Consider the following 21,300-nt stretch of genomic DNA (forward strand, 5'->3'; position numbering starts at 1 on the left):
GATTAAAAAAACAGAAATTTTCTGTTTTTTTAATATCCAATTTTTTTAAGAATTTTAGGATCTTTTTGTCAATTTTTGCTTACTTTAACTTTTAAAAATAAATTAACTCTTTTTTCAAATTGGCTTGAAATTTTATTTCTGGCAAGCTGACCGATTTCTTTAATCATTGAAGCGTTTTTACCAATAAGCATTCCTTTTTGTGAATCTTTGGTAACGTAGATAATTCCTTCAACTAAAAGAAAGTTTTCATCTTCTTCAAAGTTTTCAATTTCAACATAAATAGAATGTGGAAGTTCATCGCTTAAATTATTAATTGCGCATTCTCTAATTATTTCTTTTGTTATAAATAAAACGCTTTTATCAGTTACATCATCTTCAGCGTATTGAAAATCTCCTGGATATGAATATTTTTCAATAAGCTGAACAAGCGAGTCAATGCTTTCTTCGTTTTCAATTGATGTAGCAACAATTTCTTTAAAATCATGTTCCTTTAAACTATTGACTTTATCTTTAAGTAATTGTGGCCTTGAATTGACTTTATCTAACTTGGTAATTACAGCAACTTTGTTTTTAACATTTTTTAGTTTTTCTAAAATAAATAAATCACCTTTTAAAACTTCTTCATCAGCTGGCGATAAAAATAAAACTAAATCAACGCTTGAAAATGTATCAAAGGCTTCTTTATTTAAATGTTCACCAAATAAACTCTTTGGTTTATGAATTCCTGGAGTATCGATGAAAATTATTTGCAAATTACCTTCAGTATATACACCGGTAATTTGATTTCTTGTAGTTTGAGCTACTGGAGTTACAATTGAAAGGTTATATCCTAATATAGTATTTAGTAGGGAACTTTTTCCTACATTTGGACGCCCAACAATAGTTACAAAACAGATTTTATTTTGATTTGATGTCATCTCTTCTCACTGGGTGTTTTAAAATTTCTGATAATGTTTCAAGTCTGTAATCTCCATTTTGAGAGTATTGATAAATTTTAGCATCATCATGCATAAATTCACTCATAACCTGACGGCAAAGACCACATGGAGAAATATAGTTATCACTTGATGATAATATATGTATTTCTTTAAATGTGCCAGGTTTTGATCCTCTTAAAACTGAAGCGCTTAGTGCTAAAGTTTCAGCGCAAACTGTACATGGAAATGAAGCGTTTTCAACGTTTACGCCTTCGTATTCATTATCATTATTATCAACTGCAATTGCTGAAACTTGAAACTTTGAATATGGTGAATAAGATTTTTTAAGTAATTCTTGAAGTTTATTAAAAAATGTTTTTTCTTTAGTCATTTCTTGTAATTTTTAGTGGATTAAAAATTGAATCAACAATAAAATCCATTTCCTTTTTTTCTTTTTCGGATTGGTGATCATATCCATATAAATGAACCAGTCCATGTGTAAACAGGTATAAAAATTCCCTCTTAATAGAGTGGTTAAAAATTATAGCTTGTTTTTTAATTTTATTATTACAAATAACTAATTCACCTAAATTTAAAAAAGGCATTTTGTCATATAAATCAAAATCATCATAACCAAAAGATAAAATGTCAGTGGTTTTATCTTTTTGGCGATATTCAAAATTTAATTTTCTACTAGTATAACTAGAAACAATGCTAACATCTAAAATTATTTGTTTGTTAATTTTAAAATACTTTGCAAAGTTATTTAATATTTCATGCATTTCTTTTTCAAAATAAATAACATCATTTTTATATGTTGAAATATTAATTAAATTAGTATTTTTTACCATTAATTTAATTATATTATTTTTAAATTTTTAAAATATATTTTCAAAGAACTTTTTCTTCAAAAAACATTGAAATATTTAATAAATTTATGTTTTTTGATTTTAGCTCGCTAGCTATTCTAGCGTCTTTAATATAAATCTTGCTATCTAAAATTTTTTCTATTTTGGTTTCAAATTGAAAAACTTCTTCATTGCTTAAATAACTAAATTTTATATATTGATTTGGCTGCAATTTTTCACTAGAAAAATTAGAAATATAAATTTCATCGTTATCAAAATTAATTAATGCTGGTTTATAAAAATCAATTCTTACAAATGAAATAAAAAACAGAAAAATTGCAAATAAAAATATCGAAACAAAAACTGTAAAAAATAGTGATTTACTATCTAAGATTAATTGCTTGTAAATTGTAAACCTCACTATTCTCAAAGACATATCTTTGACTATGACTTATTTCAATAAACATAGTTTCTACAAAATATTTCTTAATTACAATTTTGAATTTTTCAAAGATTTCAAGATAAACATTTTCGAAAGCTTCATCAAAGATAATAACGTCATATTTACTTGTAAAAATTTTAAAAAGTTTTATAACTTGAAGTTCACCAGTTGATAGCGAAGTTAAATTTTTAGAAAGCAAGTTTGAAAAACCTTTTTCTAAATTTAAAATTTTTAAAATATTAAAATAAGATTCCTCGTTAATGTCTAAATAATCTAAAACAGGTATATTTACTGGATGTTTGTCAAAACCTAAATATAAAATTTTAGATTTTAAATCATAGTCATCAAATAAATTTACAACGCTATCGTTTATTAAAATTTCACCGTTATCAATTTTATTTTTACCTGCAATAATGCTGCAAAGCGTAGTTTTACCAGATCCGTTATTACCTTGCAAAATAATATTTTTATCAATTATCAGTCTATCTATATTTAGATCATATCTTTTGTTGTTTGTAAATTTGAAATCAATATAACTAAGCTGAATTTTTTGTATTTTTGAAATATTAGATTTTGCAGTTTTTTCTTCTAAATTTAAATCAAAAAAATTTAAAATATTTTTCTGTTTTTTATAACTTACATATTGGTGCGTTAATGGAAGTATTGATTTAATAGGATTAGTAAATAAACTAGCTCCGGTTATAAAAAAGATTAAATTAATTAAAGTTAATTTTGAGTTTCAAATTTCAATGCTTCCAAAAATTAAAATCAGTATCGGAGCTAGTATTTCTGAAAAATTTAAAAAGCTTTCAAATAAAGAATTTTTAACTTCATAATCTAAAACTTTTTTATGTAAATTAAAGTGTTTTAGATTTCAATTTGAATAAATTTGTTTTTCTATTTTTGGATGATATATATTTTTAATTGAATTAAAATAATTAGAAAAATTTCTAGCATCATCAAATGATAAATTATAAATTTGAACATAATTATTTTCGTTATATCTTTTATTTAAAAAGTTAATTACAAAAACAATAAAAGAATAACTAAGCAAAATAATTAAAAGCATTAAATTTATATTTCAAAGTAATATAAATGAAAATAATAGTGTTATTAAATTAACAACAACTTCAGAAGTAAAACTCATTTTAAATTTAATAATTTCATCAAATGCATTAAGTCTGGTTTGCATTTCATTTTCATTTATTAAATTTATCTTTTTAAAGTTTTTACTTTTTAAATTATTTATAAAAAGCGATTTAATTTCACAAATTGTTGAAGTTATTTTTTTATTAATTATTAAGTTTGCAGAATACTTAAAAATTATTTTAATCAATACTATTCAAGCTATTACGATAAAGCTTAAAAATAATTCTTTTTTTAGAAAATTAGGAATGATTTGATCGAAGACAAATTTATTAAAAAACGGCAGCATAAAAGTTAGAAAAACTTCAAGCAGTAAAAAAATAAAATAAATGATTTTATATAAAAATAAGTTTTTAAAATTTAAATCAAATTTTTTAATTTTATTTTCTTTAACTTCGTTTTTTAATTTTGAAAAGTAAATAATCTTTTCACTGAATTTACTATAAAAATCAAATTCATTTAATTTTTGTTTTCCATAAAGCGGATCATATATGTAGTATTTATCGTTTTTAATTTTTTCTAAAACAACCATGTGGTATTCATTATTTTCTTTAAAAATAATCCCTAAAGGAAACAAATTTTTTTCAAGTCTTAATAGCTCGGTTTTATTGCAATTAAATGCATCAAAATTTAAATTAAAATTAGTTGCAATATTATGAAGATCGGTTAATTTAATTCCACTATCAGAATAAATTGCATTAATTTTTAAATCATTTATATTAACATTGTGGCTATAAAAATGATTGTAAAAATACTTTAATACATAAAGCGAACAATCTCTAGAATCAAATTGTTTTTCCATCAAATATAAAAGTAAAAATTGAAAAAATAAAACAAAATTAGTAAAAATGCATATTTTTTCCTAGTTTTTATGATCAAAGTAATATAATTTAATACTATGAATAAAGTAATACCATTAGCTTCAGATCACGCAGGATTTGAATTAAAAGAAAGACTTGAAAAACACTTTCAAGCATTAGGTTATAAAATAGTAGATTTAGGTGCTAAATCAAATCTGGATTCAGATAATAACTACGCATTAGCTGGTCACGATTTAGCACATTACATGCTTGAAAATAAATGCGAGTTTGGAATAGGAATCTGCGGAACTGGACTTGGGATTTCTTATGCATTAAACCGTCATAATCATATTAGAGCTGCGAGAGTTACATCAAACGAAGACGCGCATCTAGCTAAGCTTCACAATGACGCTAATGTTTTAGTTTTTGGTGCTCGTCAAGTGAGTTTTGATCAGGCCAAAGAAATGATTGAAAATTATATAAATACCACCTTTGAAGGTGGCAGACATCTTAAAAGAATAAACGATATAGATAGGACTTAATAGTGCGTAAACTTTTTTCAAAATTTAATTTTAGAAAAATACTTATATTCGTTTTATGAATTTCAGGAACGATTGCTATTTTTGCTGGAGTTTCATTTGCCATCACAAGAGTAAATCAAAACTACGTTTATTTTTTTATTATCTTTTTATATTTAATTAACTTAATTTTTGTAATTATTATGATTAATTCCAAAAGTTATAGCGACTCAAAATTTAGCTGGATTTTATTTATTTTAATTCTTCCGATTTTTGGTCATATTTTTTATCTAATTTTTGGGCTTAAATCAAAAAGCAATCGCTTTCAATATTTAGAAAGCATTGACAAATACGAGGTTAATTCATATTTAGATAAAGCAACGCTAAACGTTAAAAAAACATCTGACTATGAATTTTATAAACTTGAAAACTTTTTCAAAACAAAAATGCTAAGTTGCGATTTTGAATTTTTAGACACTGGTAATAAATTTTTTGAAAATTTATTTAAAGAACTCAAAAAAGCTAAAAAATCAATTAGCATAATTACTTTTATAATTAAGCCTGGAGTTTTTGCTGATAAATTTATAGAAATTTTAAAAGAAAAAGCTCAACAAGGAATTAAAGTTCAATGACTAATAGATGACTATGGTTCGATTTTATATAAAAGAAAAAAAATAAATGACCTAAGAAAAGTTGGAGTAGAAATTTATTTTATAAATAAAATCTACTGGCCAGTTATTTGAAAAAAAACCTTTATTAGAAACCATTCAAAATTTATAATCATCGATTCAAAAATGGTATTTAACGGAGGAAGCAACATCTCTGATGAATACGCTGGATTTTCAAAAAGATTTGGTAATTTAATCGATTTAAATTACAAAATTTCAGGTCCTTATGTTAATAATTACATATTAAACTTTGCCAAGCTTTGAAAATTTAGCTCAAATACCGATATCGATATTAAAGAATTTTTATTTAAAGATGATTCTGAAAAAAAATATAAAAATTTAGCGCTGTTTTGTTCTGAAAATCCATTTTCGCCAGAATCTAAAAGTGAAATTTATTGAACAAAGCTAATGCAAATGGCTAAATATAATATTAAAATTGCAACTCCATATTTTTCAGTTACAAAAACTTTATTTAACCAAATAGTATTGACACTAAAATCTGGAATTGATGTTGAAATTTATATTCCAGGATTGCCCGATAAAAAAATTCCATACGAAGTTAGTCTTAACGAGCTTTTCAAACTAAAAGAATACGGGCTAAAAATTTATATTTATTCAGATCATTTTGTGCATACCAAAATGGGGCTAATAGATCATAAATACGCATGAAGTGGAAGTAATAACTGAGATATTCGTAGCATGCATATGCAATTTGAAACCATGGAAATATTTTCAGGGCTAGATACTAAATTCATCGAAAATCTCTTTGAGCAATATAAATCTAAATCAAGACTGCTTGATTCACAGGAATATTTAAAGAAAACAAATCCAATAAAAACATTTGTTTTAAATTGAATAAAGCCCCTAATTTAAGAGCTTTAAAACAAACTATGATATAATTATTAAACGCTAAATAGCAAAGGAAATAAATGGTAACAAAAGAATTTAAAATTACTGATCCTATTGGATTACATGCAAGACCAGCAACATTAATTGTTTCAACAGCAAATAGATTTAAATCTGAAGCTTCACTACATTTTAATGGTAAAAAAGCTAATTTAAAATCAATTATGAACGTTATGGCTCTAGGTGTTAGAACCAACGATCATATTACCTTAGAATTCAGTGGTGATGATGAAGCTCAAGCTTTAGAAGCCGTTGAAAAAGTTATGTTAGATAATAAACTTGTTTAATTATTAAACACTTTCAAAGTCGATGTTCTCATCGACTTTTTTTTGCGCTTTTCAGCGGTTAAATAGTTCTTTTCACTGCTCACGATTTTCGCAAAGCAGGTAATCGATTTGATCTTTATCTATTAATGGCTTAAACTGCGGGCTTACTTTAGTATTGGTATATTGGTTGTATCAGTTTTTAACAAAATCGATATTTTCTACTATTTCGGATTTGTTGAGCGCACTAGCGTCATAAACCTTAAAAGTGCTATTGCTAATTTCTGCATTTTCTGGATTTAAATAATCACTATCGTTTAAAAATAAAGTTAAAAACTTAATCCGAGTATAACCCATTAAATGCGCGTAAAGCTGTGCTTGTTTTAAATACGCTTTTGGAATTTCTTTATCTCATTCGCTTCTTTTTTTAGCATTAGCGGTTTTAATTTCCAAAATCATTTTTAAATTATTAATAGCACCATCGGGAACTCCGCCAATTACATCTATTCCTGAAAAATAATCATAGTTATATTCAGCAGCGTCATAGTGATTAACTTCTAGCTCTGGATTTTTTTTATGAACTAAGTTTTTAAAAAATTCAAAAATTTTAGGTTCTAGCGCAACCCCGGCATCGATATATTTAGTTTGCAGAATAGGCATTTTTAGCCTTGCAATATGACAATACGCGCTAAAAGATGATTTAAATGAATCAACTTCTAAAACATCACCTATACTAGAACCTCCTATTTTTTTAAAAGAGGTTCATTTATTTGAAAAATTGCTTAATTTCTCATAATAGCTATCACTTAAAACTACGATTTTATTTTCCAAATCGACAGTGTAATCTTGTTTGTTATAAATTTTTCTTTGGGCCATTTTTATTTCCTAATAATAAAATAAAAAAATGAATTTAAAAATCATTTTTTGGAAAATTAAGCGTAAATTCCACGCTGGTTTTATGTTTTCTAACTTTAACTTTACCAGTTTCTAGAATGTATCTAGAAATCTCAGCATCTTTGGTATCGTGATATTTATCGTCTTCGTAAACTAGTTCTTTGATTTGGCTTTGCACAATAATTTTCGCGCAATTTGAACAAGGAAATAGTGAAGTATAAATTGTAGCGTTAGAGTTTTGCAGCATCACGCTAGTATTTAAAATTGCATTAACTTCTGCATGCATTACATATGGATATTTATTATCTTTTTCATCGCTGGAATTTGATTCTCATGGAAAAAGCTCATCTTCACCATTAGGCATTCCATTATAGCCCATTCCGATGATATGATTTTGCCTATTAACAATACAAGCTCCAACTTGAGTAGAAGGATCTTTGCTTCTTAAAGCTGAAAGTTTAGCTAGGCCCATAAAATAATCATCTCAAGAGATGGCTTTATTTAATTTACTATTTTTTTTCATTATTTTTTAGTGTAATACTCTACCGCGAATTCACTATAGTCAACTACTTTAGTTAAACTATAGTGACTTAAATCTAAATTTAAATACACATCGCCTTCATAGGCTTTTTTGACTCTAGAAATTATTAATTCATCTGCAAATTTATAGTATTTTTCGTAGATGGTTTTTCCACCGGCAATAAAAAGCGTATTAAAGTCATCGTTTTTAAACTGAGCAAATAAAGAAAAAAGTTCTTGCTCAGTTTTTAGCGTATAGTCAGCTCTTGGAACTCTTTCTTTAGAAAGCACGTAAATAGTTCGATTTTCAAGTTTGGCAGGAAGCCCTAAAAAGGTATTCCTCCCAAATAGTAGTGAATGAGTTAAAGTTGTAGTTTTAAAGTGTTTGAATTCTTCGGCAATCTTTCAAGGCATTTGATCACCTTTACCGATTAAATTATTAGGATCTAAAGCTACTATTAGTTTTATCATTAAACAGCCACCTTTGCTTTAATAGTTTCATGTGAAATATAATTTTCAAGCTCAATATCTTCGAATGTAAAATCGAAAATATTTTTAATATTTTTATTAAGAATTAATTTTGGAAGTTTATAAGGAGCGCGCTCTAGTTGCGCATTTACTTGGTCAATGTGATTAGAATAAATATGCGCATCTCCTATGGTGTGAATAAATTCGCCTACCTTTAAATTAGTAACTTGCGCAACCATTGAAAGAAGCAGCGAATATGATGCAATGTTAAAAGGAACTCCTAAAAACATATCACCGCTTCTTTGGTATAAATGAAGCGAAAGTTCATTATTATCATTAACGTAAAATTGGAAAAAAGCATGACAAGGAGGCAGGGCCATTTTGTCAATTTGGGCTACATTTCAAGCGCTAACAATTAGCCTTCTTGATGTTGGATTATTTTTAATGTCGTTAATTACTTGCGAAATTTGATCAACACCAAAAAAATCTCTTCATTGTTTTCCATATACAGGGCCTAGCTCACCATATTTTTGCGCAAAAGAGCTATCTTCTTTGATTTTTTGCGCAAATTCTTTTAACGATTCGCCTTGATAGTCATTAGATTTTTTAAAAATTTCGTAAGGCCATTCATTTCAAATATTTACGTTGTTATCAACTAAATATTTGATGTTGGTATCACCTTTTAAAAATCATAAAAGTTCATGGCAAATTGCCTTTCAGGCCATTTTCTTGGTAGTTAGCAACGGAAAGCCTTCTTTTAGATTATATCTAGCTTGAAGTCCAAAAAGCGAAATAGTACCGGTATTGGTTCGATCTTTTTTAAAAGTTCCACTAGTTTTTATATGCTCTAAAAGATGTAAATACTGCTTCATAAAAAATTTCCTGTTTCTTTTAATTGTATTAAAAAAATAGCCAAAATTTTTTAATTTAACAATTTTTTATGAAAAGTTTCAAATTTAAATTTAAAAAAATTGAAAAAAATTAAAAAAATTTTTAAATTAGACTAATTTTGAAAAAAGTTTAATTTTTTACTTTGTGCTTTAAGTTTTATGTTTTATAATACTTAACAAACGGGTGCAAAAAATCAACATTTTGTCACCTCTATTTTTTCAAAATTTTTGGGGCATTTTTTTATACAAATTTTTCCCAAAATCATCTAAAAAACAGGAGAATTCTACTATGATCAGTAATAACAAATACTACAATCAATCACTAAGTCCGCTTGATTATGTAAAAAATAATCTGCAAGGAGTTATGAGATCGGTTAATTGAAATTTTGTAAACGATCCTAAAGACTTAGAAGTTTGAAATAGAGTTACTCAGAATTTTTGACTTCCTGAAAAAATTCCTGTAAGTAACGATTTAAAGTCATGAAATGAAATGGATAAATCATGACAAGAACTTTTAGTTAGAACCTTCACCGGGCTTACCCTACTTGATACCATTCAAGCTACTTTAGGAGATATTGCTCAAATTCCAAACTCACTAACTGACCATGAACAAGTAATTTATGCCAACTTTGCTTTTATGGTAGGGGTGCACGCTAGAAGTTATGGAACTATTTTTTCAACACTAAGCAATAGCGATGATATTGAAAAGGCTCACGAGTGAGTTATTAATAATGAAAAGCTGCAAGCTAGAGCTAAATTTTTAGTTCCTTACTATACATCTAAAGATCCGCTAAAATCTAAAATAGCGGCAGCTTTAATGCCAGGGTTTTTACTCTACGGCGGATTTTATTTACCATTTTATCTATCCGCTAGAGGTAAGCTTCCAAATACCAGCGATATTATCAGGCTAATTTTAAGAGATAAAGTTCTGCACAATTATTATTCAGGATATAAATACCGTCAAAAGGTTGAAAAGCTTCCTAAAGAAAAGCAAGCCGAATATAAAGAATTTACTTTTAAAATCATGTATGAATTAATCGAGTTGGAAAAGGATTTTTTAAGAGAACTCTACGATGGTTTTGGGCTAGCTGATGAAGCTATAGCCTTTAGTTTATACAACGCTGGAAAATTTTTACAAAACTGTGGTTATGAATCGCCATTTACCCCAGAAGAGACAAAAATTTCACCAGAAGTTTTTGCGCAACTATCAGCTAGAGCTGATGAAAATCACGATTTTTTCTCAGGTAATGGTAGTTCATATGTAATGGGAGTTAGCGAAGAAACTCAAGACGAAGACTGGGAGTTTTAATGAAACCTCAAGAAGTTTTAATCGAACTAAAAAAGCCTAGAGGCGAAAAACATATAGTTTATTTTAGTTCCGAAACTGGCAATACTAAAAAATTTGTCGATAAATTAAAAATAAACTCTTCAAGAATTCCAATCGATTTAAACGCAAGTCTTGAAATATCTCAAGATTATGTGCTTTTTTGTCCTACCTATTCAGGTGGATTTGGTGAGGTCAAAGGAAGCGTTCCAAAACAAGTTATTAAGTTTTTAAATAACAAAAAAAATCGTGATCATTGCATGGCGATAGTCGCCAGCGGAAATACCAACTTTGGTGATACCTATGGCCTAGCTGGAAACGTATTACAGGCCAAGCTTAAAGTTCCACTGCTTCATGTTTTTGAGCTTTTAGGAACCAAACATGATGAAGAAGTTGTTCATCAAAAAATAAATCAACTTTGAAACAATAAATAAAAAATAATATTCAGGAAATCAAAATGAAAGACAACACTAACCAATTCAAAGCTGCTAACGAATACTTAGCATACAACGCAATGAGCAAACTAAGTGAAGGAAAAGACTCTCACGATAACGATCAAAAAGCAATAGGCGCTTACATGAGAGTTGAAATTCTTCCAAAAATGATGCAATGAGAAAACATTCACCAAAGAATGCAGTATCTTGTAGAAAATCAATACTACGAAAAAGAAGTAGTTAATAACGTAACAAAAGCTCAACTCGAAGAGCTATATCAATTAATTGAAAAATATAATCATAGATTTCCATCTTTTATGGGTGTTGTTAAATTTTTCAATTCATATTGCCTTAAAAGCTTTGATGGATCAAAATTTTTAGAAACCTATTCTGAAAGAGCATTAATGAATGCGCTATTTTTAGGTGGAAAAGATTTTGAAAGTGTTAAAAACATTTTAGTTGAAATTCTTTCAGGAAGATTTCAACCAGCTACTCCTACTTTTTTAAACGCTGGAAAAAAACAAAGAGGAGAATATGTATCTTGTTATCTTTTAAGAGTTGAAGATAACATGGAATCTATTGCAAGAGCGGTTACCACTTCGCTACAGCTTTCAAAAAGAGGTGGAGGAGTAGCGCTTAGCCTAACTAACCTTAGAGAATTCGGTGCTCCTATTAAGCAAATTCAAGGGCAAGCTACCGGAGTTATTCCGGTTATGAAAATTCTAGAAGATAGCTTTTCATATGCTAACCAACTTGGTCAAAGACAAGGTGCAGGAGCTGTGTATCTTCACGCTCACCATCCTGACATTATGACTTTTTTAGATTCTAAAAGAGAAAATGCTGATGAAAAAATTAGAATTAAATCACTTTCGCTAGGAGTTGTGGTTCCTAACATTACTTTTGAACTCGCTAAAAATAATGAAGATATGGCGCTATTTTCACCATATGATGTTGAAAAGGTTTATGGCGTTCCATTTTCTGATATTAAAGTAACTAAAGAATACTACAACATGCTTAACAATCCTAAAATTAGAAAAACTTTTGTTAAAGCTAGAAAATTCTTCCAAACAGTAGCAGAGCTTCACTTTGAATCTGGATATCCATACTTACTTTTTGACGATACCGTTAACGATAGAAATCCAAATGCCGGAAGAATTGTTATGTCGAATTTATGTTCTGAAATTGTGCAGTCTTCTAGCCTTACTGAATACGATACTGATTTAACTGTTAAAAAATTAGGTGAAGATATTTCATGTAATTTAGGCTCAATGAATGTTGATAAATTAATGAATGCCGGAAGCGATTTTGGTAAGTCAGTGTTTTACGCTATTAAGTCTTTAGATCACGTTTCTAGAGGTTGTGATTTATCTTGCGCGCCTTCAATTAACCATGGAAATAGAAACAACAGAGCCCTAGGACTTGGAGCGATGAATTTACATGGATTTTTTGCAGTTAATGAAGTTTATTATGATTCTCCTGAAGCGCTAGAGTTTACTAATTTATTTTTCTATGCACTGGCGTATCACGCTTATAAAGCTTCTAATCTTTTAGCTAAAGAAAGAAATGAAACTTATAAAAACTTTAAATCATCAAAATATGCAACTGGTGAATATTTTGATAAATACACCAAATGCGAAAGTGATTTATATACAGCTAAACTTCCTAAAGTAATTGAATTATTTAAAAAACATAACGTAACACTGCCAACTCAAAGTGACTGAAGTGAATTAGTTGAAAGCATTAAAAAATATGGACTAGCTAACTCTCATGTTTTAGCGGTAGCTCCTACTGGTTCAATTTCTTATCTTTCATCATGTACTCCTTCGCTTCAACCAGTGGTATCTCCTGTTGAAGTTAGAAAGGAAGGAAAACTTGGAAGAGTATATTCGCTAGCTTATAAGCTTGATGAAAATAATTACAAATACTATAAAGATGGAGCCTACGAGCTTGGGCCTAATCCAATTATTGATATCGTAGCTCAGGCACAAAAACACGTTGACCAAGCAATATCGCTAACCTTATTTATGAACGATAAAGCTACAACTCGTGATTTAAACAAAGCCTACATTAGAGCTTTTAAAGCCAAATGTTCATCGATATACTACGTTAGAATTCGCCAGGAAGTTTTAGAAGATTCAGAACACATCGACTGAGAAAAAGATGGTCAAAGTTTTGAATGTTCAAGCTGCACCATCTAGAGAAAAAAAGAAAACTAAGCATTAATTTGGCTTAGTTTTTTTGTGCTTATTTTGGCAAACAAAAACTAGCTTTAAGCTAGTTTTTTGATTTTAACAACTATTTTTTAGTTGCTGCAAGCATTGCTTGTAAGTGTGATGTTAATGCTCTTGCTTTTTGGTTGAATAATCCTAAGTTTAAAGTATCACCAGCAGCTTTGAATTTATCAAAGTTAGCAAGTGTTGCAGCAACATTTAATTTAGTTACTTCTGCTACAACTGCTTCTACATCAGCTTTTTTATCTGCAAATTTATCAGCTAGTCCTGATGCTGTAAAGTATGTTACAAGATCTTTAGCAGGGTTTGCTCATAATAATACGTTAAGTGCTCATTGTCAGCTTAATCCAACTTTTGCATAAAAGTCTGCATATGTTTTAACTGATTTAAGAACAGCAGCTTCATAATCTAAAGCTACACCATCTTTGTAAACTAATGATGATAATTTTTCAAGTTCTGAATTTGCTTTAGCTAAGTTAGCTAATGATTCAAGTCTTGAAAGAAGCATTGTTTCTTTATCTGTTTTTGATTCTTTAGCTTTTAAAGTATCAACTAATGATTTGCCTTTTCCATCTTCTGCAAATAATGGTGAAAGTACTGTTTCAACGTTTTTAAGAACTGGTCCTAATGCTTGTACAGGTGTTGAAAGAGCAGCACCTCTAGTTTTTAAAGTAGATGCAGGTCATTTGTCGTATTTTCTAAGTGCTAAGTATGTTTCTTTTGCAGCTTCAGCAGTAGCTGTTCCTGTTGAAACTAAAACTTTAGCAGCTTCAGCTCCTTCAACTAAACGAAGCATTCTATCTGTTAATAAAGCAACAAGTGACATTACAGTTTTTGAGAAAACAGCGTTGTCTTCTAGTCCTGATAATACAGTAACCATGTTTCCTGTAGGAGTTGGGTTGCTTTGATCTTTACTTGTATCTTCACCAACGATTGATTCTAAGAATCTTTCAAAATCGTTAAGTGTTGAGCTATCAGGAACAAGAGCTCCAGTGTAGTTAAATCTTGTTTGTAAAGCTGAAACATTAGCTGAATCTAGATATGTTTTATAGTCATCTGATAAATCACCTAAACCAAGTACTTTAATAACTTTAGCTACGCTAGCTAAAAGATCTTTAGCTTTTTCAGTAAATGCTGTTTTTAAAGCTTGATATTCAGCAAGTGTTGCAGTACCGTTTGCATATTTGTTTTCACCTGAGAAGACATTTTTATCTCCATCGCTTAGTGTTCCAAATAATGCACCTCATTTACCCGTTCATTCTGTTTTGAATGTTTCAACAGCAGCTTTTTTAGTTGCATCTTCACCAGCAAGTGTTGTGAAACGACTTACTAATGTTTTATCGTTGTTTACTAGAGCCGCTCTAACAACAAGTCTCATTCTACCCATGGTTCTTAGGTTTGAACCAGCAGCAGATTGGAATGCAGTTTTTTCTGCATCAGTTAAAGTTTCATGAACGAAATCTGGTTCTTCTACTTTTTCTTGTTGTGCACCGCATGCAGCAGCTACAGCCATTAATGGTAAAGTAGCGCTACCTAGTAGTAAAAATTCAAATTTTTTCATGTTTTTTAATTCCTTTTCAAAAATTTGAAAAATTATAGCATAATAAATTACTTTTTTTATATTTATTAACTATCAATAAAATTTTATAAAAATTTTTCAATTATTTTTTTAGCCTGAATTTTGACTTGATCAAATTCAGCGAGTCCTTCTTTTTGGACAATTACATTACCTTCAATTATATAATCGAACGATGAATAAACCACGTCATCAAAGCTAGTTTCGGTGATATTGTCATCGGTTCCATGAATAAAGTTACTTGCATCAAGATACTTTTGAATCCGAATTGAAATCACATTTAGCTCGCTACTAGAATTTTCTTGATTGAATAAAATTTCATTTTTCTTAAAGAAATTTAATTCATTAGTAATTCTTAAATCGTCGATTATATAATATGAATCCTGATTATTTTGTTCGGCTAGGTTTATTTTTTCTTGAATTTGTTCAAAAAGTTTAATTGATCAAAAATCTGAATCAATTTTTCTTCCAACGTCTCCGATGGCAATCAAAAGCGGCCTTGTGGTTTCTTTAGGTTCTTTTTCTCAATTTAGCTTTTGGATAATATCTTCGGCGGCTTTGCGAATACTTTCTGCAAATGAAAAAATATAGACATTTGAGCTAAATTTTTGAATTTGATCTTTTAAAGCTGAAGATAAAATTCCTTTCCCGCTTCGTCTTTTACCGTTGATTAAAATTATGTAATGTTTCATATATTAAATTAAGAAAAAATAACAAAAATGTTAATTTTTACTTTTTAAATTCATTGTAAGATTTGATTCTAGAATTGATATTTTCAAGCTTTTCTTTTACTTGTTTAAGTAGCGACTCTGTTAAATTTTCTTTAAGCCTATTTTCTAACATTTCTTTTTGTTTGTTTAATGCATCAAGATTAATATCCTCAATTTTTACAATATCATCGGTGATGATATTTACCGCCTCTTTGTTTGAATAAATTAAACCAGATCCAATGTGACACTTAATCATATCGCTAGAATTTTCGTAGTTAATTGTTAAGGTTCCTGGTTCTATGTTGCTAAAGAATTCACTAGCATTTGGCAGGAAACCTTTATAACCTAAATTAACTCTTAAAGTTACTATATCAACTAAATCATCATAAAAAATAGCGCTAGGTGTTGTAATTGTAAGTTTGAGTTTTGCCATTATTTTTTATATCTAGCAATAACATCGTCAATGCTTCCTGCATATCTAAAGATATCTTCAGGATAGTCATCTAAATTACCATTTAAAATTTCTTTAAAACTTCTAATGGTATCGCTTAATTTAACGTAAGAACCTTTAATGCCGCTAAATTTTTCTGCAACAGTAAATGGTTGAGATAAAAAGTTTCTAATTTTTCTAGCTCTAGCTACTATTTTCTTATCTTCTTCGGATAGCTCACCCATTCCAAGAATTGCAATAATATCTTGCAATTCTTTAAATCTTTGAAGAATATTAATTACGTCTTGAGCCACTTTATAGTGCTCTTGACCAACAACTAATGGATCAAGAAGTCTAGAAGAAGATTCAAGCGGATCAATCGCTGGATAAATTCCAAGCGCAGCTACGTTTCTATCCAAAACAGTTTTTGCATCTAAATGTGAAAATGTAGTAGCAGGCGCTGGATCGGTTAAATCATCAGCAGGAACGTAAACGGCTTGAACTGAAGTAATAGATCCACTTCTAGTTGAGGTAATTCTTTCTTGCAACGCACCCATTTCGGTTGCTAAGGTAGGTTGGTAACCTACAGCTGATGGAATTCTTCCAAGAAGAGCTGAAACCTCAGAACCGGCTTGGGTAAATCTAAAGATGTTATCAATAAAAAGTAAAACATCTTGGTTTTGTTTATCTCTGAAATATTCAGCCATGGTAAGCCCGGTTAGCGCTACACGCATTCTAGCTCCGGGAGGCTCGTTCATTTGACCAAAAACCAGCGCGGTTTTATCTAATACGCCAGCGGCTTTCATTTCGTAGTATAAATCATTACCTTCACGAGTTCTTTCACCAACTCCGGTAAATACCGAAAGTCCATTGTGCTGAGTTGCAATGTTATTAATTAGCTCTTGCACAAGAACAGTTTTACCAACTCCAGCTCCACCGAAGAGCCCGATTTTTCCACCTTTAGCATATGGAATTAAAAGATCAATAACTTTAATTCCAGTTTCTAAAATTTCGCTAGTGGTTTTTTGTTGTTCGTATGTTGGAATAGGTCCGTGGATACTTGATTTTTCTCCGCCTTCTTCTAAAGGAAGCTCATCAATTGGATTTCCTAAAACATCAAACATTCTTCCAAGAACTTGTTTTCCAACCGGCACCATAATGGCTTTACCGGTGTCTTCTACGGTTAGCCCTCTTCTTAAACCATTAGTTGAAACCATTGAAATACATCTAACGGTATCATCACCTATATGCTGAGCAACTTCAAAGGTAAATACTTCCTTAGTTGGAAGTTCAACGCGCAAGGCATTTAATAATTTTGGAAGTTTTCCAGTAGTGAATCTAACGTCAACTACCGGTCCTAAAATTTGAATAATTTTTCCTTTATTTTTTTCTGGCATATATCTCCTAATTAGTTGCTTGTGCTCCAGCTACAATTTCGGTTATTTCTTGAGTTATAACGCTTTGACGTTTTGAGTTATATTCAAGATTTAAATCATTAATTATTTCATCGGCGTTATCGGTTGCGCTTTCCATAGCAACTCTACGGCTAGCTAGCTCAGATACTTTAGAAAGGCTAACTAAAACGTAGATCATCGATGAAACGTAAAGTGGAAAGGCTCTTTGAAGAATAATTTCTGCGGAAGGCTCAAATTCGATATCACCTTCCATTTGTTCGCTTTCTTTTTTAATTTCAAGATGCGAAGAATCATATGGGAAAAGCTGCTTAACGCTAACTTCTTGGATTAAATTATTTACAAATTTAGTATAAATAATTTTGCAACTTGATATCTTATTTTTAGCAAAAAGCTCAAAGTTTAAATTCCCAATTTCGGTTGCTATTGAATAATCGAGCTTGTCTTCTAAATTCACATAAGATTTATAAAGCTGATCTTTGAATTTAGAAACCCTAATTCAATTTAAACCTTTAGTTCCTAAAGTTATAACTAAATCGCTAGGCTTAATTACTTTTTTTAACTCATTAATTACATTTGAATTATATGATCCGCAAAGACCAATATCGCTAGTTACTATGATATATAAAGTAGCGTCGGTTTCTTGTTTTGGCGGAAAAATTTCATTTAATTCTTCTTGAGTTATTTTAGAAACAATGTTATCAAAAGTAGTTTCTACTAAGTTTTGATAAGTTTTAATATTTTTAGTTAAATTAATAATTCGATGAAGCTTTGAAGTAGAAACCAACTGCATAGCATTAGTTATTTTTCTAGTATTAGTAACTACGTTGATTCTATTTTTAATATTTATTAAATTAGACATTAGCCACTTCTTTAGTTTCTAAATATTTTTCAGGAAGACTTTTATGCATTGAAGCATCATAGTTAGGAATTGAAGATACAATTGACTTACAAATTTTAACTAAGGCTTGCTCAAGTTTTGCATAGTTTTCTTTTGAAATAATTCCTTCGTTGATGATATTGCTTTCAATTACTTTTCCATCAGGATCTTTTTGAAGGTATTTAATAACTTGATTTCTATATTCGCTGATTCACTCTTTAGGAACTATGTTAATAATTCTCTCTTTTACACCGATTAAAATAACGGCTTGATCAGCTTGTGAAATTGGACTATATTGATCTTGTTTGATTAGCTCATAAACTTTAGCACCGTGCTCTAATATTGCTTTTGTGTTTTCGTCAAGATCTGATCCAAATTGCGCAAAAGCTAGCATTTCATTATATTGCGCTAGTTCTAGTTTTAGAGAACCTACTACTGATTTCATAGCTTTGGTTTGCGCTGCTGATCCTACCCGTGAAACGCTAAATCCAACATCAACTGCAGGACGCTGTCCTGAGTTAAATAAACTTTCTTTAGTAAAAATTTGACCGTCTGTTATAGATATAACATTGGTTGGAATATAAGCTGAAATATCGCCTTGCTGAGTTTCTATAATAGGAAAAGCTGTTATAGATCCTCCGCCATATTTTTTATTTAATCTAGCAGCACGCTCAAGAAGTTGTGAGTGCAGATAAAATACATCCCCTGGATAAGCTTCTCTTCCTGGTGGTCTTCTTAATAAAAGTGAAAGAGTTCTATAAGCTATGGCATGTTTTGATAAATCATCATAGATTACTAAAACATCTTTACCTTGGCTCATAAATTCTTCAGCGATAGTAACTCCGGTATAAGGAGCGATATATTGCTGAGGAGCGCTTTCGCTAGCTCCGGCAACAACCACGGTAGTATAGTCCATTGAACCGGTGTCATTAAGCTTTTGGACGATTTGTGCTACTGTTGAATTTTTTTGCCCAATTGCAACGTAAACGCAATATACGTTTTTACCTTTTTGGTTAATTATAGTATCGATTGCAATTGCGGTTTTCCCGGTTTGACGGTCTCCTATAATTAGCTCTCTTTGGCCTTTTCCAACAGGAATCATTGAATCAATTGCAATAATTCCAGTCTCTAGTGGCTGGTTAACTTCTTTCCGGGTCATAACACCAGGAGCTAGCTTAAAAATCTTAGCCATTTTAGAGCTTTTAATTGGCCCTTTACCATCGATTGGTTTTCCTAAAGAGTCCACTACACGAGAAAGCATAGCCTCACCTACTGGAACTGAAATAACTTGACCAGATCTTCTAACGCTATCGCCTTCTGAAATTAAATTTGAATTACCAAAAAGAGCCACCCCAACGACTTCTTCTTCTAGATTTAGCGCAAGTCCATAAACATCATTATCAAAAATAACAACTTCTGAGTTTTCAACTTTATCAAGTCCAGAAACTAAAGCTATACCGTCTCCGATTGATATAACTTTTCCAACTTCAGAACGATCAATTTTTTGATCGAAATTTTTAATTCTATCTTTTATAATTGCTGATATATCATCGAAATTATTTTTCATCTTCTTTACCTTTGATTATCATTTTCTTAATTTTTTGTAGATCGTTATTATAGTTTCTCTCATAAAGTTGATTTGAAAAAATTATTTTATATCCACTTAATAATTTTTCATCTACTTCGGTTGATATTTCAACTATTTTTTTAGTTTTTTCATTTAATTTTTTTTGAATTTTTTCTAGCTCACTGGCGCTTAATGGATAGGCAGTTATTACTTTTGCAAATTTAATTCCAAGTTCATAATTGGTGATTTTTAAAAAGTCAACAATTATTTTTCTTAGCACGAAAATCATGTTTCTAACTAAGGCAACTTTAATAGAATTTTTAACATCAACTTCAAGGCCGCCAAAGATTTCATCAATTAATTCAAAGCGTTTTTCTAGCGCTATTTCATCGTTTTTTAAAAAAGTAATTAATTGTGGATTTTTTTCAATTACTTTTTTAACAAAACTAAATTGCTCATGGAAAGTTTTTATTTTGTTGCTTTCTTTGGCAATTTCATAAATAGCAACAGAATAAGAACTAGGATTTACTTTAACATACATTAGATATCTTCAATTGGAGTTTTATCTTCAAGGAAATCTTTAATGATTTCATCTTGAGTTGATTTTGAGATTTCTCTTTTTAGAATTCTTTGAGCAATTTCAGTTGCAGTTTCTGCAATTAATATTCTTGAGTTTTTATCAAATTCTTTTTTACGTTCATTTAAGTCAATTTGAGTTTCTTCAATCAAGCGATTAGCATCGGAGATAGCTTTATTTTTATAACTAGCTAAAATTTCTTGAGCTTTGCTTTTAGCGTTATTAACGATATTAACTGATTGCTTGTGTGACTCAATTAATTCCGCTTGCGCTTGAGATAGTTTTGCTAAAGAGTCTTCTTTAGCTTTAATGCTATCATCGATTTGACTTTGGATGAATTCTTGACGCTTGTGAATCATTTTTTTAACTGGCTTATATAAAAAGAAAAATAAAAGCAGAAAAACAATTACGAAAGCAATAAAAGTTGCCAGCATCATTGGAATGCTGGGGAATAAATTATTAAAACGTTTTGCAATTTCATCGGATGCAGTTACTACTTTTCCGATTTCAATTGTTTCGCTTAATACTTGAACAGAGCTTGACATTATTTTCCAACAAATATAAGTAGTAAAGCAACTATAAATGAATAAATTGAAGCAGTTTCTGCAATTCCAGCCCCGATAATAAATGTTGCACGAATTTTAGAAATCATTTCAGGATTTCTTCCAACAGCTTCTACTGTTTTACCAGCAGCATATCCTTGGCCAAGACCTGAACCGATAGCTCCTATCATTGCAAGTCCAGCACCAACTGCTACTACTCCTAGCCCGGTATTTGTAGTAGTAGTTGTGGTAGTGTTACCATCAACAACAGTTTGAACTGTTCCTGAAACTGGTGATGAAGCACTTAGAGCTTCTGCTAAATTTTGTAATTGGTTCAT

The 21,300-nt window shown here is 29.8% G+C and carries 24 protein-coding genes; 6 read left to right on the forward strand and 18 right to left on the reverse strand.

Going from position 1 to position 21,300, the window contains the following annotated elements; genetic code table 4:
* Window positions 1-29: 29 nt before the first annotated feature.
* From era to VY93_RS02115, 5 genes are read right to left on the reverse strand one after another with little or no spacing between them, the layout of a single operon-like run.
* Window positions 30-917 carry a GTPase Era gene (era, locus tag VY93_RS02095; protein WP_020003231.1) on the reverse strand — a complete coding sequence of 296 codons (888 nt, stop codon included), beginning with the start codon at window positions 915-917 and terminating at the stop codon, window positions 30-32.
* Window positions 898-1,308, reverse strand: coding sequence for a cytidine deaminase (gene cdd / locus VY93_RS02100; RefSeq protein WP_020003232.1), 411 nt, complete (start codon window positions 1,306-1,308; stop codon window positions 898-900). Before cdd ends, era begins: the two co-directional genes overlap by 20 nt.
* A complete protein-coding gene (gene ybeY / locus VY93_RS02105) occupies window positions 1,301-1,768 on the reverse strand; it encodes an rRNA maturation RNase YbeY (protein WP_020003233.1) in 468 nt (155 codons plus the stop codon). The genes cdd and ybeY overlap by 8 nt, the downstream gene beginning before the upstream one ends.
* A gap of 19 nt (window positions 1,769-1,787) precedes the next feature.
* Window positions 1,788-2,186 carry an MAG1140 family protein gene (locus tag VY93_RS02110; protein ID WP_020003234.1) on the reverse strand — a complete coding sequence of 133 codons (399 nt, stop codon included), beginning with the start codon at window positions 2,184-2,186 and terminating at the stop codon, window positions 1,788-1,790.
* A complete protein-coding gene (locus tag VY93_RS02115) occupies window positions 2,149-4,155 on the reverse strand; it encodes an Mbov_0121 family peptidase domain-containing ABC transporter (protein ID WP_020003235.1) in 2,007 nt (668 codons plus the stop codon). Before VY93_RS02115 ends, VY93_RS02110 begins: the two co-directional genes overlap by 38 nt.
* Window positions 4,156-4,251: 96 nt before the next feature.
* Here VY93_RS02115 and VY93_RS02120 point away from each other — a divergent pair, with 96 nt between their 5' ends.
* The 3 genes from VY93_RS02120 to VY93_RS02130 are packed head-to-tail and all read left to right on the forward strand — an operon-like array spanning window position 4,252 to window position 6,532.
* Window positions 4,252-4,695, forward strand: a complete 444-nt coding sequence (locus tag VY93_RS02120; protein ID WP_011283535.1) for an RpiB/LacA/LacB family sugar-phosphate isomerase — start codon at window positions 4,252-4,254, stop codon at window positions 4,693-4,695.
* 2 nt (window positions 4,696-4,697) lie between these two features.
* Window positions 4,698-6,212 carry a phospholipase D-like domain-containing protein gene (locus VY93_RS02125; protein ID WP_020003236.1) on the forward strand — a complete coding sequence of 505 codons (1,515 nt, stop codon included), beginning with the start codon at window positions 4,698-4,700 and terminating at the stop codon, window positions 6,210-6,212.
* 56 nt (window positions 6,213-6,268) lie between these two features.
* Window positions 6,269-6,532, forward strand: a complete 264-nt coding sequence (locus VY93_RS02130; RefSeq protein WP_011283537.1) for an HPr family phosphocarrier protein — start codon at window positions 6,269-6,271, stop codon at window positions 6,530-6,532.
* 3 nt (window positions 6,533-6,535) lie between these two features.
* Here VY93_RS02130 and VY93_RS02135 read toward each other — a convergent pair whose 3' ends face one another.
* From VY93_RS02135 to VY93_RS02150, 4 genes are read right to left on the reverse strand one after another with little or no spacing between them, the layout of a single operon-like run.
* Complete coding sequence (locus tag VY93_RS02135; protein WP_020003237.1) at window positions 6,536-7,384, reverse strand: MAGa7180 family putative nuclease; 849 nt, start codon at window positions 7,382-7,384, stop codon at window positions 6,536-6,538.
* A gap of 34 nt (window positions 7,385-7,418) precedes the next feature.
* The gene (locus tag VY93_RS02140) at window positions 7,419-7,925 is read right to left on the reverse strand and encodes a deoxycytidylate deaminase (RefSeq protein ID WP_020003238.1); all 507 of its coding nucleotides are present in this window, start codon (window positions 7,923-7,925) and stop codon (window positions 7,419-7,421) included.
* Entirely contained in the window at window positions 7,925-8,392 is a 468-nt protein-coding gene (locus tag VY93_RS02145) for a dihydrofolate reductase (protein ID WP_011283540.1), read from the reverse strand. The genes VY93_RS02140 and VY93_RS02145 overlap by 1 nt, the downstream gene beginning before the upstream one ends.
* Window positions 8,392-9,261 (reverse strand): thymidylate synthase, encoded by an 870-nt coding sequence (locus tag VY93_RS02150; protein ID WP_020003239.1) that lies wholly within the window; start codon window positions 9,259-9,261, stop codon window positions 8,392-8,394. Before VY93_RS02150 ends, VY93_RS02145 begins: the two co-directional genes overlap by 1 nt.
* Before the next feature lie 307 nt (window positions 9,262-9,568).
* Here VY93_RS02150 and nrdF point away from each other — a divergent pair, with 307 nt between their 5' ends.
* From nrdF to nrdE, 3 genes are read left to right on the forward strand one after another with little or no spacing between them, the layout of a single operon-like run.
* Window positions 9,569-10,588 (forward strand): class 1b ribonucleoside-diphosphate reductase subunit beta, encoded by a 1,020-nt coding sequence (gene nrdF, locus VY93_RS02155; protein ID WP_011283542.1) that lies wholly within the window; start codon window positions 9,569-9,571, stop codon window positions 10,586-10,588.
* Window positions 10,588-11,037 carry a class Ib ribonucleoside-diphosphate reductase assembly flavoprotein NrdI gene (gene nrdI, locus VY93_RS02160; RefSeq protein WP_020003240.1) on the forward strand — a complete coding sequence of 150 codons (450 nt, stop codon included), beginning with the start codon at window positions 10,588-10,590 and terminating at the stop codon, window positions 11,035-11,037. Before nrdF ends, nrdI begins: the two co-directional genes overlap by 1 nt.
* Before the next feature lie 23 nt (window positions 11,038-11,060).
* Window positions 11,061-13,235, forward strand: a complete 2,175-nt coding sequence (nrdE, locus tag VY93_RS02165) for a class 1b ribonucleoside-diphosphate reductase subunit alpha (RefSeq protein ID WP_020003241.1) — start codon at window positions 11,061-11,063, stop codon at window positions 13,233-13,235.
* Window positions 13,236-13,332: 97 nt separating this feature from the next.
* On the opposite strand, the gene VY93_RS02170 is transcribed toward nrdE, so the two are convergent.
* From VY93_RS02170 to atpE, 9 genes are all read right to left on the reverse strand, one after another.
* A complete protein-coding gene (locus VY93_RS02170; protein WP_020003242.1) occupies window positions 13,333-14,829 on the reverse strand; it encodes a variable surface lipoprotein in 1,497 nt (498 codons plus the stop codon).
* A gap of 83 nt (window positions 14,830-14,912) precedes the next feature.
* Window positions 14,913-15,536: a hypothetical protein gene (locus tag VY93_RS02175; protein WP_020003244.1), complete on the reverse strand. Its 624-nt coding sequence runs from the start codon at window positions 15,534-15,536 to the stop codon at window positions 14,913-14,915.
* Window positions 15,537-15,573: 37 nt separating this feature from the next.
* Entirely contained in the window at window positions 15,574-15,987 is a 414-nt protein-coding gene (locus VY93_RS02180; RefSeq protein ID WP_020003245.1) for a F0F1 ATP synthase subunit epsilon, read from the reverse strand.
* Window positions 15,987-17,381, reverse strand: coding sequence for a F0F1 ATP synthase subunit beta (gene atpD, locus VY93_RS02185; RefSeq protein ID WP_020003246.1), 1,395 nt, complete (start codon window positions 17,379-17,381; stop codon window positions 15,987-15,989). Before atpD ends, VY93_RS02180 begins: the two co-directional genes overlap by 1 nt.
* A 7-nt stretch (window positions 17,382-17,388) precedes the next feature.
* Window positions 17,389-18,258: an ATP synthase F1 subunit gamma gene (gene atpG / locus VY93_RS02190; protein WP_020003247.1), complete on the reverse strand. Its 870-nt coding sequence runs from the start codon at window positions 18,256-18,258 to the stop codon at window positions 17,389-17,391.
* Window positions 18,251-19,843 carry a F0F1 ATP synthase subunit alpha gene (gene atpA / locus VY93_RS02195; protein WP_020003248.1) on the reverse strand — a complete coding sequence of 531 codons (1,593 nt, stop codon included), beginning with the start codon at window positions 19,841-19,843 and terminating at the stop codon, window positions 18,251-18,253. Before atpA ends, atpG begins: the two co-directional genes overlap by 8 nt.
* Window positions 19,833-20,384, reverse strand: a complete 552-nt coding sequence (gene atpH, locus VY93_RS02200) for an ATP synthase F1 subunit delta (protein ID WP_020003249.1) — start codon at window positions 20,382-20,384, stop codon at window positions 19,833-19,835. Before atpH ends, atpA begins: the two co-directional genes overlap by 11 nt.
* Entirely contained in the window at window positions 20,384-20,965 is a 582-nt protein-coding gene (atpF, locus tag VY93_RS02205) for a F0F1 ATP synthase subunit B (RefSeq protein ID WP_020003250.1), read from the reverse strand. The genes atpH and atpF overlap by 1 nt, the downstream gene beginning before the upstream one ends.
* Complete coding sequence (atpE, locus tag VY93_RS02210; protein WP_020003251.1) at window positions 20,965-21,300, reverse strand: ATP synthase F0 subunit C; 336 nt, start codon at window positions 21,298-21,300, stop codon at window positions 20,965-20,967. Before atpE ends, atpF begins: the two co-directional genes overlap by 1 nt.

Source organism: Mycoplasmopsis synoviae ATCC 25204, from assembly GCF_000969765.1.
GTDB classification, from domain to species: Bacteria; Bacillota_I; Bacilli_A; order Mycoplasmatales; family Metamycoplasmataceae; genus Mycoplasmopsis; species Mycoplasmopsis synoviae.